The organism is Chryseobacterium sp. VAUSW3 (assembly GCF_002205795.1).
GTDB lineage: Bacteria > Bacteroidota > Bacteroidia > Flavobacteriales > Weeksellaceae > Kaistella > Kaistella yananensis.
Window position 1 is genome coordinate 173,687 of record NZ_NIUY01000002.1, and the last position, 13,565, is coordinate 187,251.

14 protein-coding genes and 1 tRNA gene are annotated in these 13,565 nt (G+C 38.4%); 11 read left to right on the forward strand and 4 right to left on the reverse strand.

Annotated features, from left to right (window positions below):
* The first annotated feature begins 1 nt into the window (after position 1).
* The 7 genes from CDW55_RS06025 to CDW55_RS06055 all read left to right on the forward strand — a co-directional run bounded on the left by CDW55_RS06025 (position 2) and on the right by CDW55_RS06055 (position 6,147).
* Positions 2 to 1,141: an aspartate aminotransferase family protein gene (locus CDW55_RS06025; protein ID WP_088468869.1), complete on the forward strand. Its 1,140-nt coding sequence runs from the start codon at positions 2 to 4 to the stop codon at positions 1,139 to 1,141.
* 3 nt (positions 1,142 to 1,144) lie between these two features.
* On the forward strand, positions 1,145 to 2,098 hold the full coding sequence (locus CDW55_RS06030) for an acetylornithine carbamoyltransferase (protein ID WP_088468870.1): 954 nt from the start codon (positions 1,145 to 1,147) through the stop codon (positions 2,096 to 2,098).
* 1 nt (position 2,099) lies between these two features.
* Complete coding sequence (gene argB, locus CDW55_RS06035; protein WP_088468871.1) at positions 2,100 to 2,888, forward strand: acetylglutamate kinase; 789 nt, start codon at positions 2,100 to 2,102, stop codon at positions 2,886 to 2,888.
* A complete protein-coding gene (locus tag CDW55_RS06040) occupies positions 2,888 to 3,940 on the forward strand; it encodes a M20 family metallo-hydrolase (RefSeq protein WP_088468872.1) in 1,053 nt (350 codons plus the stop codon). The genes argB and CDW55_RS06040 overlap by 1 nt, the downstream gene beginning before the upstream one ends.
* A gap of 3 nt (positions 3,941 to 3,943) precedes the next feature.
* Entirely contained in the window at positions 3,944 to 5,257 is a 1,314-nt protein-coding gene (gene argH, locus CDW55_RS06045) for an argininosuccinate lyase (protein ID WP_088468873.1), read from the forward strand.
* Between the two features lie 3 nt (positions 5,258 to 5,260).
* Positions 5,261 to 5,722, forward strand: a complete 462-nt coding sequence (locus CDW55_RS06050) for an Lrp/AsnC family transcriptional regulator (protein WP_088468874.1) — start codon at positions 5,261 to 5,263, stop codon at positions 5,720 to 5,722.
* Between the two features lie 65 nt (positions 5,723 to 5,787).
* Positions 5,788 to 6,147 carry a cupin domain-containing protein gene (locus CDW55_RS06055; protein ID WP_088468875.1) on the forward strand — a complete coding sequence of 120 codons (360 nt, stop codon included), beginning with the start codon at positions 5,788 to 5,790 and terminating at the stop codon, positions 6,145 to 6,147.
* On the opposite strand, the gene CDW55_RS06060 is transcribed toward CDW55_RS06055, so the two are convergent.
* The 3 genes from CDW55_RS06060 to CDW55_RS06070 are packed head-to-tail and all read right to left on the reverse strand — an operon-like array spanning position 6,144 to position 8,508.
* The gene (locus CDW55_RS06060) at positions 6,144 to 6,767 is read right to left on the reverse strand and encodes an HAD family hydrolase (protein WP_088469524.1); all 624 of its coding nucleotides are present in this window, start codon (positions 6,765 to 6,767) and stop codon (positions 6,144 to 6,146) included. The genes CDW55_RS06055 and CDW55_RS06060 overlap by 4 nt on opposite strands.
* Positions 6,768 to 6,777: 10 nt before the next feature.
* Positions 6,778 to 8,064, reverse strand: coding sequence for a Na+/H+ antiporter NhaC family protein (locus tag CDW55_RS06065; RefSeq protein ID WP_088468876.1), 1,287 nt, complete (start codon positions 8,062 to 8,064; stop codon positions 6,778 to 6,780).
* A gap of 9 nt (positions 8,065 to 8,073) precedes the next feature.
* Positions 8,074 to 8,508 carry a type I restriction enzyme HsdR N-terminal domain-containing protein gene (locus tag CDW55_RS06070; protein ID WP_088468877.1) on the reverse strand — a complete coding sequence of 145 codons (435 nt, stop codon included), beginning with the start codon at positions 8,506 to 8,508 and terminating at the stop codon, positions 8,074 to 8,076.
* 2 nt (positions 8,509 to 8,510) lie between these two features.
* Between CDW55_RS06070 and holA the strand changes: the two genes are divergently transcribed.
* The 4 genes from holA to CDW55_RS06090 all read left to right on the forward strand — a co-directional run bounded on the left by holA (position 8,511) and on the right by CDW55_RS06090 (position 11,314).
* Entirely contained in the window at positions 8,511 to 9,548 is a 1,038-nt protein-coding gene (gene holA, locus CDW55_RS06075) for a DNA polymerase III subunit delta (RefSeq protein WP_088468878.1), read from the forward strand.
* A gap of 244 nt (positions 9,549 to 9,792) precedes the next feature.
* Entirely contained in the window at positions 9,793 to 10,737 is a 945-nt protein-coding gene (gene trxB, locus CDW55_RS06080; protein ID WP_088468879.1) for a thioredoxin-disulfide reductase, read from the forward strand.
* 26 nt (positions 10,738 to 10,763) lie between these two features.
* The gene (crcB, locus tag CDW55_RS06085; RefSeq protein WP_228399615.1) at positions 10,764 to 11,120 is read left to right on the forward strand and encodes a fluoride efflux transporter CrcB; all 357 of its coding nucleotides are present in this window, start codon (positions 10,764 to 10,766) and stop codon (positions 11,118 to 11,120) included.
* 109 nt (positions 11,121 to 11,229) lie between these two features.
* Positions 11,230 to 11,314 (forward strand) — tRNA-Ser (locus CDW55_RS06090).
* A gap of 82 nt (positions 11,315 to 11,396) precedes the next feature.
* Here the strand turns inward: CDW55_RS06090 and ligA are convergent.
* The gene (ligA, locus tag CDW55_RS06095) at positions 11,397 to 13,406 is read right to left on the reverse strand and encodes an NAD-dependent DNA ligase LigA (RefSeq protein ID WP_088468881.1); all 2,010 of its coding nucleotides are present in this window, start codon (positions 13,404 to 13,406) and stop codon (positions 11,397 to 11,399) included.
* Positions 13,407 to 13,565 lie beyond the last annotated feature (159 nt).

Below are 13,565 nucleotides of genomic sequence, written 5' to 3' on the forward strand. Positions count from 1 at the left end.
CATGAAATTATTTGATGTATATCCTTTGATGCCCGTAAATATTGTGAAAGCAAAAAACTGTAAACTTTGGGACGAAAACGGAACCGAATATCTCGATTTTTATGGCGGTCACGCGGTGATTTCTGTTGGCCATTCGCATCCTTTTTATGTGGGAAAAATTAAAAATCAGCTCGATAAAATTGGTTTTTATTCCAATTCTGTGATCAATAAATTGCAGGAAGAATTGGCCGAAAAGCTCGGAAAAATCTCAGAATTTGAAGATTACAATCTTTTTTTGTGTAATTCAGGCGCGGAAGCGAATGAAAATGCCCTGAAAATTGCATCTTTTATTTCAGGGAAAAAGAAATTCATTACGTTCAAAAATTCTTTTCACGGACGAACTTCCGCGGCAGTTGCAGCGACTGACGATCCTTCGATTGTGGCTCCAGTAAACGAAACTTCAAATTTTATTTTTTGTGAATGGAATAATGTGGAGGAATTTGAAAAGCTCTTTTTTGAAAATATTCAGGATTTAGCTGGAGTTATTATTGAAGGAATTCAGGGAATTGGCGGAATTCAGATTCCTTCTCAAGAATTGATGTCGAAGATCTCCGAATTGTGCGTTGAAAATTCGGTTTTCTTTATTTCAGATGAAATTCAGTCGGGTTACGCGCGAAGCGGAAAATTCTTTGCTCATCAGTATTTCAACGTAAAGCCTGACATCATTACGACCGCAAAAGGAATGGCAAACGGTTTTCCAATCGGTGGCGTTTTGGTTTCGTCGAAAATTCCTGCAAAACACAAAATGCTTGGAACTACTTTTGGTGGAAATCATTTGGCTTGTGCAGCTGCAATCGCGGTTTTAGAGATTATTTCTAATGAAAATCTAGTTGAAGAATCTCTTCAAAAAGGAAAATATTTAGTCCAAAAATTAAATGAAATTCCACGGGTCAAGGAAATCCGCGGAAAAGGTCTTTTAATCGGAATCGATTTTGAAATTCCGGCTTCACAAGTTTCCAAAATATTAAGGGAAGAGTTTAAAATTTTTGTCGGAAGCGCTTCAAATCCTTTAACGATGAGGCTTTTGCCGCCACTTACTATTTCTTATCCTGAAATGGATTATTTAATTTCTTCTCTTCAATCAGTCTTAAATTCAATTTAAAAAATGAAAAATTTCACTTCAGTACACGATATATCAAATCCCGAAATCCTCGTTCAGGAATCATTGGAACTTAAAAAAAATCTTTATGGTTTCAGTGATTTAGGGAAAAATAAAACGCTAGGATTGGTCTTTCTAAACCCAAGTTTAAGAACGAGAATGAGCAGTCAAAAAGCTGGAATGAACCTCGGAATGCAGGTTCAGGTCATCAACGCCGGACAAGATGCTTGGAACTGGGAATTCGCAGAAAATGCAGTGATGAACGGCTCTACGGTTGAACACATCAAAGATGCAGCTAAAGTTTTAAGCGAATATTGCGACGTTATCGGTTTGCGTTGTTTTCCGGGTTTAAAAGATCGTGACGAAGATTACAGCGAGTTCGTTTTGAATTCATTCATCAAATACGCAACAGTTCCGGTAATTTCTCTAGAATCCGCTACACGACACCCTTTGCAGAGCTTTGCGGATTTAATTACGATTCGTGAAAACTGGCAAAAACCTCAGAAACCGAAAGTAGTTTTATCTTGGGCACCACATATCAAAGCGCTTCCACAAGCAGTTGGGAACTCTTTCGCGGAATGGATGAACGCTTCGGAAGTCGATTTTTGTATCGCAAATCCGGAAGGTTATGATTTAAGCAAAGAATTTACAGGTGATGTAAAAGTATATCACAATCAGGAAGAAGCGTTAAAGGATGCGGATTTTGTGTATGTGAAAAACTGGTCGTCATTTGATGATTATGGCGCAATGCCTGAAGTAAAAGGAAATTGGCTTTTGGGTGAAGAATTTTTAAAAACCAATCCGGAAACGAAATTCATGCACTGTCTTCCGGTTCGTAGAAATCTGGAAATGAGCGATGCGGTTTTGGATTCTGCCAACTCTTTAATTTATCAACAAGCCAATAACAGAACGCTTTCTGCGCAATTAATCATCAAGAAAATTCTCGAAAATTCGTTGTAAAATGGAAGATTTATTCATCATAAAAATTGGTGGCGAAACCATTAATAATCCTGAAACGCTGAAGATTTGTTTAAAAACAATTGCAACATCGGGAAAAAAAATAATTTTGGTTCACGGTGGCGGAAGAAAAGTAACAGAACTCGCCCAAAAACTGCAGATTCCACAACAAATGGTGGAAGGACGACGCATCACTTCTGCGGAAACTTTGGAACTTTGCACAATGGTGTACGCGGGTTTGATTAATAAAAATATTGTTGCAGGTTTATCGTCAAAAAATCGTGTAGCAATCGGACTTTCCGGCGCTGATTTGAACTGTATTGTTTCAAAAAAAAGAGATGCTTCTATCATTAAATATGGTTTTGTGGGCGATATTGTGAAGGTTGATGAAATGGTTTTTGATGATTTTATTTCTAAAAATATCATTCCGGTTGTCAATTCGATCAGCATAAGTGAAGAAAGCGAACTTTTGAATACCAATGCAGATGTAATGGCCGCGGAAATTGCAAAAGCAATGTCGGCTACTTATAAAACGCATCTTATTTATTGTTTTGAAAAAAATGGAGTTTTAAAAGATATTGCCGATGAAAATTCAGTTATTGATGAAATTTCTAAAGCTGATTTTACGCAAATGAAAGAAACCAAACAAATCGCCGATGGAATGATACCTAAGTTGCAAACGGCTTTCAGAACGTTGTATCATGGTGTGGAAGAAGCAAGAATTCTAAGAAGTGATGCGCTACAAAGTTATTTTAATCAGGAAAAACCGGGAACAAACATCAGTTTACATTAATGGAAATTTTAAAAAAAGACGCCAAAAATTTTTTGAAGCAACTCATCGAAACGCCTTCTTTAAGTAGAGAAGAGAAAATTACGGCATTAATTATTGAAAAATATTTAAGCGAAAAGAATATTCCGTTTCAGAGAAAAGGAAATAATATCTGGGCAAAAAATCTTTATTTCGATAAAAGTTTGCCAACAATTCTGCTGAATTCTCACCACGACACGGTAAAGCCCAATTCGGTGTACACATTGGATCCGTTTAAAGCTGTTGAAAAAGACGGAAAAATTTTCGGTTTAGGAAGCAATGATGCGGGTGCAAGTTTGGTGAGTTTATGGGCGGTTTTTACACATTTTTATGATCAGAAACTCAAGTACAATTTGATTTACGCAGCGACGGCAGAAGAAGAAATTTCCGGCGAAAACGGAGTGAAATCGATTCTTGAAGATTTAGGAAAAATTGATTTCGCGATTGTGGGCGAACCTACGAAAATGGATTTGGCGATTGCTGAAAAAGGCTTGGTGGTTTTGAATTGTGTGGCGAAAGGAACGGCTTCTCATGCGGCTCATATCAATAACGATAATTCGATTTATAAAGCGGTTCGCGATATTCAGAGAATTCAGAATTTAAGTTTTGATAAGGTTTCTGATGTTTTGGGAAAAGTAAAAGCAACGGTAACAATTGTCAATGCCGGATCGCAGCATAATGTGGTTCCGGATAAGTGTCATTTTACGGTGGATGTACGGACGAACGAGCATTATTCAAATTCAGAAATTGTGGAGATTTTCAGAAATGAATTGGAGTCCGAAATTCAGCCCAGATCTTTGGCTTTGAATTCTTCAAGTATTAATTTGGATCATCCTTTCGTGTTGGCAGCGAAGAAAGAAAACTGCGAACTTTACGGCTCGCCAACGGTTTCAGATCAAGCGTTAATGCCTTTCAATTCGGTGAAAATTGGTCCCGGAGATTCCACGCGTTCTCATACCGCGGATGAATTTATTTACGAAAAAGAACTCAACGAAGGCATCGAAAAATACATTAAAATTCTCTCTCATATTCTCTAAAAAATGGAAAATAAAAAATTGTGGGCAAAAGATTCCGCGAATCTAAAACACTTAGAAATCATTGAAAAATTTACCGTTGGTAAAGATAAAGATTTCGATGTTTTATTGGCTCAATACGACATTGTCGGGACGAAAGCGCACTGTAAAATGCTCACCAAAATCGGATTTCTGACAGAGGAAGAGAATGAATCCATTCAAAAAGAATTGGATGAAATGTATATTTTGGCCAAAGAAAATCAGCTATTTATTAAAGATGGAGTAGAGGATATTCATAGCCAAATTGAGTTTAATTTAACGGAAAAATTAGGCGATGCCGGCAAAAAAATCCATACCGGAAGATCACGAAACGACCAAGTTTTATTGGCAATAAAGTTATATTTAGCAGCGGAAATTAAATCGATTGCGCAACTTTCAAAAAATTTATTTGACCAATTAATTTCTCTTTCAGAAACGCATAAATCCGCCTTAATGCCCGGTTATACGCATTTTCAGATCGGAATGCCTTCTTCATTTGGGCTTTGGTTCAGCGCTTTTGCAGAATCTTTATCGGAAGATTTGGAGGTTTTGGCAGCGGCTTTATCGGTGGTTCAAAAAAATCCTTTGGGTTCGGGTGCTGGTTTTGGTTCTTCTTTTCCGCTTGACAGAGAATTTACGACCAAAGAATTGAATCTTGAAAAAATGAACATCAATTCCGTTTATGCGCAAATGACCCGCGGAAAATCAGAGAAAATCACGGCGATGGCGATGAGTACTTTGGCAGCAACTTTTGGAAAATTGGCTTACGATATCTGCATGTTCAGCAATCAGAATTACGGTTTCATCAGCTTTCCGTCGGAACTTACGACCGGAAGCAGTATTATGCCTCACAAAAAAAATCCTGATGTTTTTGAATTGATCCGGGCAAAATCTGCGCGAATCCAAAGTATTCCGAATGAATTGACGCTGCTTACGAATAACCTTCCATCCGGTTACCATAGAGATTTTCAACTGACCAAAGAAATTATTTTCCCTGGAATTCAGGATTTAAAAGATTGTTTAAGTATTTTTGAATTCATGCTGAAACATATCAATGTGAAAGAAGATATTTTAAAGGACGAAAAATATGATTATCTTTTCAGCGTCGAAAAAATCAATGAGTTGGTAATGAATGGGGCGAGTTTTCGGGAAGCCTACCGCGAGGTCGGAAATTCCATTGAAAACGGTACTTATCATTACCGGAACGATGATTTAAAGCACACCCACAAAGGAAGTATTGGGAATTTGTGCCTCGATGAGATTTCTGCTCAGTTTGAAGAAATCTTCCAGAAATTTAAATAATTTATGAAAACTTTAGACAGTACAGACCACAAAATTCTCAATTTCCTGCAGGAAGATTCCACCGTTTCCGTGAAAGATTTGGCGGAAAAAATCGGACTTTCGTTCACCGCGACTTATGAAAGAATAAAATCCCTCAAACATCACGGCATCATCCGGAAAAATGTGGTGCTGATTGACGCTGAACTCGCCGGATTTGAAATTATGGCGTACTGTAATATAGTTTTGAAAGAGCAGTCGAACAATAAACTTCAGGAATTCGAACGGAAAATAAAGTCTGAACCTCAGGTTCTGGAAGTGGTGAGTCTTTCCGGGCAGTACGATTATATGATTAAAGTGGTTGCCAAAAACATCAAAGAATACAATAATTTTATGACGACGGTAGTGGCAAATATCCCTAACATCGGCCAGTATCACAGCAATATTGTGCTTTCGGTGATAAAAAATGACACCAAATTTACTTTTTAAAATCAGAAAAATTTCCTGATTTTTTTCTTTAATTTTGAATACATTAAATTCTCAAAAAATTCATCATGTCGAAATATAAAATTCAGAAAAATCCGTTTATTGTCCCAACCACCGATGGCAAACTAATTGAGGAAATCTGGGGAAATTCTACCGGAAATACTGATGTTTCCATTGCGCACATGGTGGCGCCGCCGAACTGGAGCGAGCCGCATCAAACGCCCGAATTTGATGAATATACTTACATCATCAAAGGTAAAAAACAGTTTGAAATTGACGGTGAAATCGTTGTCCTGGAAGCCGGAGAAAGTATAAAAATTAATAAAGGTGCCCGGATCCGTTACAGCAATCCGTTTTCAGAATCCTGCGAATATCTGGCCATTTGTCTGCCAGCTTTTTCTATGGAGTTGGTGAACCGTGAAGATTAAAATATCAGACCCAAACTCTTCAATTCTTTTTCCAGGTTGATTTCTTCCATAATGTGTACAGTTGCGAATCCTAAAGATTTTGCGACTTCAATATTTTTCGGATTATCGTCGATGAAAACAGATTCTTCAGCCTTCAGATTATACCTTTCGAGGAGTACATGCCAGATTTTCGGATCGGGTTTAATGAGTTTTTCAGTACCTGAAACAACAATTTTACCTTCGAAAATGTTGAAGAAATCATAATTTTCGAGTGCGTAAGGGAAGGTTTCGGCCGACCAGTTCGTGAGCCCGAACAATTCATAATCAGAATGCTGCAGTTTTCTTAAAACTTCTACATTTTCGGGGATATCTGCTCTCAGCATCTTGGTCCAGTTGTCGTAATAAGCACGGAGTTCCTTTTCCCATTCCGGGAATTTCTGAACCTGTATTTCGGTTCCTTCTGATAAACTTCTTCCGCGGTCCTGCTCGGCATTCCATTCATCGTGAGCAATGTATTTCAGGAAATATTCCATCCGCTCATCATCATTGAAATAATCTTTGAAGAAATAGCGCGGATTCCAGTCCATCACCACGCCTCCAAAATCGAAAATAATATTTTTTATCGTTAAATTTTGCTGCATTTTTTGTTGATTACTTTTTACCAAACAGAATACTGATCAGTGTGAAAATTAAGAGAATGTGGAGATAAAATGAATACTGTACGAGTTCGATATAATTCATTTTAAAACTGCTGAGAGAAATCAGAATAAGAATCTGCGCGCCGTAAGGAATCAGTCCCTGTACATAACACGAAAAAATATCAAGTACCGACGCGCTTTGCTGGGGTTTCAAACCATATTTATCGTTGATTTCTTTGGCAACTTTCCCGGAGATAATAATTGAAATCGTGTTGTTGGCGACACAAAGATTTGCTGCTGTTACCAATCCACCGATTCCCAGTAATGCTGTTTTTTTTGAACTGATGACTTTGCTGATTTTTGCGATAAGAAACGAAATTCCACCGGCTTTTTCGACCAACGCGGCTAAACCGCCTGTAAGAAGCGAGAGCAGGAAAATTTCGGTCATGCTGGTAAAGCCTTCGTAAGTTTTCTTTGCGAAACCAAGAAAATCGAAACTTCCGTAACCGAAACCCAGAAGTCCCGCAAAAATAAGCCCTGCGAACAGTACTACAAATACATTTAAACCCAATAAAGAAAGCACAATTACCAAAATATAGGGCAGAACCAACATCAGATTAAAGTCTTTTGCTGTGGCGGCTGCAGCAGCTGTGTTTTCCTGACTGAAGCCCATTACCGTTAAAATGATAATGGCTGCAACCGCTGCAGGGATCGCGATTTTCGAGTTAAAACGGAATTTGTCTTTCATCTGGCAGCCTAAAGTTTGCGTAGCGGCAATCGTGGTATCCGAAATGAGGGAAAGATTATCGCCAAACATGGCACCGGAAAGAAGACACGCACCAATTAACCCTAAAGGTGAGCCGCTTTTTTCAGCCAAAGCAATCACAATCGGACCTAAGGTAACAATGGAGCCCACTGAAGTTCCCGACGCGAAAGAAAGAAACGAAGCAATAACAAAAACTCCCACAGGAAAATATGCGGGTGAAATATAGGTGAGTCCGAGATTAACGATAGAATCTACACTTCCGGTGGCGGCTGTTACCGTTGCAAAAGCTCCTGCCAGAAGGTAAATTATACACATGGTGAGAATTTTCCCGTCGCCGCAGCCTTTCAGGAATGTATCAACTTTGCTGTTGATGCTGCCTTTTAAAAGTACAAATGCTGAGGTGATTCCTAATAGAGCAGCAATGGGCGAAGGCAGCGAGTAAAAATCATCGTAGTAAATCCCGAAACCAAGAAATACAAAAACAAAAATCAGCAGCGGAAAAATTGCTACGAGATTCGGGTTAAGTTTAATCATGATGCAAAATTACTCTTCAAATCGCGAAAACACATAATGATTGTCTGAAAATTTCGCATACACGTGATGCAAACCGTTACTCAGAATAATTTCTTCAGCCCCGATAATGGAATTGTATCTTGCGGTCTGTTCGAAAGTTTTTTGGGTAAGCTTTATTTTGGGAGCTTTACATTCGACCAAGATTTTGGGGACAGTTTTTTCGGTTACCAAAAGATCGATTCGCTTGGTGGTTCCGTTAAGTTCCAGCTTTTTTTCTAAAATAAGCGACGAGAGATTACGGCGTTTTTTTACATGAAAATAATGCACCCAATGTTGCCTTACCCATTCTTCAGGCGTAAGGAGAAGCCAGTTTTTCCGGACCAAATCATAAATAAAAAACTTATCTTTGTCTCTCTTGATTTGCAAATCAAAAGTATCCTCAAAATTCAGTTCCGGAAGTTGCATTTATGAAAGAATTAGATTTAATCCTCAAAAATATTAAAAATAAAGAGTTTCAGCCGATTTATTTTTTTCATGGCGAAGAACCTTTTTTTATGGATGTGGTTGTAAAAGCTTTTGAAAGCGACGTTCTGGAAGAAGACGAAAAAGCTTTCAACCAAACGTTGGTTTATGGCAAAGATACTACCTTCAGCGAGGTATTATCTCTGGCCCGGCAGTTTCCGATGATGGGCGACAGGCAGGTAATTATCCTTAAAGAAGCTCAAGAAATCCGCATGACAGAAAAAGAAGCAGATGCTTTAAAAATTTATGCAGAAAATCCTGTAGAATCTACACTTTTGGTCATCGCTCACAAATATAAAAAAGTTGATTCGCGGAAAAGTTTTGCCAAGATACTTTCCAAAAATAAGATGCTTTTCGAAAGTCCGAAAATGAAGGATTATGAAGTCCCGAAATGGATCGAGCAGGAGCTTCGCAATGTCGGCCTGAAAACAAAACCAGATATTCCTTTATTACTCTCCGAATACCTCGGAACCGATTTGTCAAGGATTTCCAACGAACTCAGTAAACTCAAAATGATTCTGAAAAACGATGAACTTCTCGACGAAAAAATCATCGAAACCCACATCGGAATCAGCAAAGATTTTAATGTTTTCGAACTCATCAAAGCTCTTGGTAAAAGAGATGAAAGCAACGCGCTGCGAATAGCACATTTCATGGGGAAATCTCCAAAAAACAATTCGTTCCCAATGGTAATCGGTAATTTATACAACTTTTTTTCGAATCTGGTGATTTGCCACACCATGGCAGGACAGTCGCAGCAGGCAATGGCATCCGCAATGGGCGTTAATCCTTATTTTGTCAAAAGTTATACTGAAGCTGCACGTTTTTACAACCTCAAACACTGTACGCGAATCATCTCCATACTGCGAGAAATGGATCTGAAAAACAAAGGTTTAGGTGCCGTAAATATGGAAGAAAGCGAGTTGCTGCGAGAAATGGTATACAAAATTCTGCATGTGGACCGCTTAAAGGTGAAAGTGTGAGTTTGAGCGACTTTTTCCGCCCTCCGTTCCCGCTTTTTTGCTTCACTTTTTTACGCAAAAAGAGCTCCACTCAGGTCGGGTCGCGGGATATTTTATAAAAGAAAAAGCAGTTACTCATTACAGAAGAATTTAAAATAATAATACACCAGATTTCTGCAATCGAAAAAATTCATCATAACATATACTTCAACCCAAAATAAATAACGATTTTTGAAAACTCAAAATCATAAACATTAAGTAAATAATGGAACAGAATATTTTAGACTGCGTGATCGTAGGTTCCGGACCTTCCGGATTTACCGCAGCAATTTATGCCGCAAGAGCCGATTTGAAACCCGAATTATACACCGGCCTTGAACCTGGCGGACAATTAACAACAACCACTGAAGTTGATAATTTTCCCGGATATCCCGATGGGGTTACCGGTCCCCAGATGATGATGGATCTGCAGAAACAGGCAGAAAGATTCGATACAAAAGTTCATTACGAACTCATCACAAAAGCAGAATTTTCTACAGAAGTAGGCGGGATTCATAAACTCTGGGCCGGCAATAAAGAGATTTTGGCAAAATCTGTAATTATTTCCACAGGTGCTACGGCAAAATATTTAGGTCTTGATGATGAAAAAAAATATTCAGGGGGAGGCGTTTCGGCGTGTGCAACCTGCGACGGATTTTTCTACAAAGGTAAAGATGTAATCGTGGTAGGAGCGGGCGATACCGCTGCTGAAGAAGCTACATATCTTGCGAAACTCACGAATAAAGTTACGATGTTGGTAAGAAAAGATACCTTCCGCGCCTCGAAGGCGATGATTCACAGGGTAGAAAACACACCGAACATCGAAGTGAAATTCAACCACGAATTAATCGGAATTGAAGGCGAAAATGCTCTGGTAGAAAGAGCAGTGGTGATCAATAATCAAACTCAGGAAATTTCAAAAATAGACGTGCACGGAATTTTTATCGCAATCGGACACAAACCGAACACGGATATTTTTGCAGGCCAAATCCATTTGGATGAAAACGGATACATTAAAACAGTTCCAGGTTCTACCTTGACCAATTTGCCAGGAGTTTTCGCAGCGGGCGATGTTCAGGATCACAGATATCGCCAGGCGATTACAGCAGCGGGAAGTGGATGTATGGCTGCCATGGATGCAGAAAAATATCTGGCAGAATTAGCACAGTAAAATATTTATAAAAAAGGATGAGAAACATGGTCTATATATTTCTTGGCGGTGGCTTCGGAAGCGTTTTGCGCTTTGTTGTTTCCAATTACACCCAGAAATTATGGAACATCAACTCTTTTCCGATGGGAACTTTTGTGGTAAACATTATTGGTTGTTTCTTGATCGGAGTCTTCAGTTCTTATTTCATTAAGATCGATAGTTACCTGAAGTTTCTTTTGATCACAGGTTTTTGCGGCGGATTTACGACATTTTCTACTTTTTCGGCGGAAAATATTTCGCTTTGGGAAAACGGAAATTATACCATGCTGATTTGTTATATTCTTTTGAGTGTAATTGTGGGATTTGGCGCAGTTTATTTAGGATTAAATATTGCTAAGAATTAAATTTTTCCCTTTGAATATTAGGTTTTTAGGATATTTTTCAAAGAAATATTTGGTCGGTATAGAAAAGCTTTTTATATTTGCACCACTGAAAATGAGAAATCATTTTACTGGAGGAATGGCAGAGTGGTCGATTGCGGCAGTCTTGAAAACTGTTGACTGTAACAGGTCCCGGGGTTCGAATCCCTGTTCCTCCGCCTTGTAAATTTCACGGTTTACATTTAAACCCTTTAAGACGTAAGTTTTAAAGGGTTTTTTATTTGATTTTTATTTTAGTTTTTAGGATGGTGTTCCCAGCAAATCCAGAAATTGCTGCTCATCCAGAATTTCGATGGTACCGATGTCCTGGGCTTTTTTAAGTTTACTTCCGGCTTTTTCACCAACAACAAGATAATTAAGGTTTTTAGAAACCGCAGAAATGTTTTTCCCGCCGTGTTTTTCAACCATTGCTTCAGCATCGTCGCGTGTGAAAAGTGATAGTTTTCCTGTGAATAAAAAAGTTTTGTTTTCCAGAACATTGCTTAAAACCTCATTCGTACTTTCTCCTTTTTCTAATTGAACTCCGTAAGATTTCAAACGTTCAATCATCAACTGATTTTCCGAATTTTCAAAGAATGCTACAATACTTTCCGCAATTTTTCCGCCGATGTCTTCTACTTGGGTGAGTTCTTCAACAGTGGCATTTTTTAACGCGTCAATGGATTCAAAATTTTTGGCTAATTTCTTGGCAACAGTTTCTCCGACATGTTTGATGCCGATTCCGAACAATACTTTTTCAAAAGGAACTTCTTTTGACTTTTCAATTCCGTCAATAATATTCTGTGCCGATTTTTCTGCCATTCTTTCTAAAGGTAGCAGTTGCTCTTTCTTCAAAGCATAGAGATCTGCCGGATTTTCTACCAGTTTTTCGCGATACAATTGTTCGATGGTTTCGCTACCAAGATTTTCAATATTTAAAGCTTTTCTCGATACATAATGTATCATTCGCCCGACAACTTGTGGCGGACAATGCAACTCGTTCGGACAAAAATGTATCGCTTGATCTTCAATTTTCACCAGTTCAGTTCCACATTCAGGGCAAGTTTTGATGTATTGAATTTCCGGATTTTCAGGATCTCTTTTCTCTAAATTAACCCCAACAATCTTCGGAATAATTTCGCCGCCTTTTTCCACAAATACAAAATCATGTTCGTGGAGACCCAATTTTTTAATGATGTCTTCGTTGTGCAAACTCGCCCTTTTCACCACAGTTCCTGCCAATAAAACAGGTTTCAGATTGGCGACCGGAGTTATTGCGCCGGTTCTTCCAACTTGGTAAGTTACTTTCTCTAATTCAGTTTCGACTTTTTCAGCTTTGAATTTATACGCCATCGCCCAACGTGGAGATTTCGCCGTGTAGCCTAAAGTCCTCTGCTGCGACAAATCGTTTACCTTTATCACAATGCCGTCGATATCGAAGCCTAACTGATGCCTTGCGGTATCCCAGTGCGTGATGAATGCTTTAACTTCATCCAGTGTTTTACACAGTTTTGCCTGTTCTGAAATATGGAATCCCCAGGATTTCGCTTTCTGAAGCAGCTCCCAGTGTGTTTGTGCTGGAAATTCACTTGATATGTACTGATAAAGAACCGCTGAAAGTCCGCGTTTTCTCACTTCTGCAGAATCCTGAATTTTCAGACTTCCGGAAGCTGTATTTCTCGGATTCATGAAGGGATCCAGACCTTCTTCCTCGCGTCTTTTGTTGATTTTATCGAAATTTTTTCTCGTTAAATAAATTTCGCCCCGGATGAAAAACCGATCCGGATAATCACCGTGAAGCTGCATCGGAATTTCTGAAATCGTTTTTACGTTTGGTGTAATTTCATCACCCTGAAAGCCGTCGCCACGGGTTACGGCTTCTTTAAGTTTTCCGTTTTCGTATAAGATTGAAATCGAAGCGCCGTCGTATTTCAGTTCTGCGACAAACTCTACAGGCTCATTTAAGGCTTTCTGAACGCGTTTTTCCCAGTCTTCCAGATCATTGAAATCGTAAGAATTATCAAGGGAATACATCCTAAACTGATGCTGAACCGTCGGGAAATTTTTTGTGATTTCACCACCAACACGCAAAGTAGGAGAGTTGCTGTCGTAAAATTCAGGATTTTTTGCTTCCAATTCCTGAAGTTCTTTGAGCTTCAAATCAAATTCAAAATCTGAAATTGTAGGTTCATCTAAGGTGTAATAATTATAGTTATGTTGATGAAGTTCTTCGCGCAGATCTTCTATTTTTTTTTGAATATTTTCCGACATTTTGAAGGTAGATTTTTACAAAAATACTAATTCTATAGAAACAATAACTTCAATAGCTTATTTTAAATAAAAACATATAAAATTAAATTTACTCCTAATTTTTATATGGGTTGTCTTTATAAATTGTATTAATTTTAAAAATAAATACTAATTTAGCAG

Coding starts and splice junctions, on each gene's coding strand:
- CDW55_RS06025 (WP_088468869.1), top strand. CDS start 2: ATGAAATTATTTGATGTATATCCTTTGATGCCCGTAAATATTGTGAAA.
- CDW55_RS06030 (WP_088468870.1), top strand. CDS start 1,145: ATGAAAAATTTCACTTCAGTACACGATATATCAAATCCCGAAATCCTC.
- argB (WP_088468871.1), top strand. CDS start 2,100: ATGGAAGATTTATTCATCATAAAAATTGGTGGCGAAACCATTAATAAT.
- CDW55_RS06040 (WP_088468872.1), top strand. CDS start 2,888: ATGGAAATTTTAAAAAAAGACGCCAAAAATTTTTTGAAGCAACTCATC.
- argH (WP_088468873.1), top strand. CDS start 3,944: ATGGAAAATAAAAAATTGTGGGCAAAAGATTCCGCGAATCTAAAACAC.
- CDW55_RS06050 (WP_088468874.1), top strand. CDS start 5,261: ATGAAAACTTTAGACAGTACAGACCACAAAATTCTCAATTTCCTGCAG.
- CDW55_RS06055 (WP_088468875.1), top strand. CDS start 5,788: ATGTCGAAATATAAAATTCAGAAAAATCCGTTTATTGTCCCAACCACC.
- CDW55_RS06060 (WP_088469524.1), bottom strand. CDS start 6,767: ATGCAGCAAAATTTAACGATAAAAAATATTATTTTCGATTTTGGAGGC.
- CDW55_RS06065 (WP_088468876.1), bottom strand. CDS start 8,064: ATGATTAAACTTAACCCGAATCTCGTAGCAATTTTTCCGCTGCTGATT.
- CDW55_RS06070 (WP_088468877.1), bottom strand. CDS start 8,508: ATGCAACTTCCGGAACTGAATTTTGAGGATACTTTTGATTTGCAAATC.
- holA (WP_088468878.1), top strand. CDS start 8,511: ATGAAAGAATTAGATTTAATCCTCAAAAATATTAAAAATAAAGAGTTT.
- trxB (WP_088468879.1), top strand. CDS start 9,793: ATGGAACAGAATATTTTAGACTGCGTGATCGTAGGTTCCGGACCTTCC.
- crcB (WP_228399615.1), top strand. CDS start 10,764: ATGGTCTATATATTTCTTGGCGGTGGCTTCGGAAGCGTTTTGCGCTTT.
- ligA (WP_088468881.1), bottom strand. CDS start 13,406: ATGTCGGAAAATATTCAAAAAAAAATAGAAGATCTGCGCGAAGAACTT.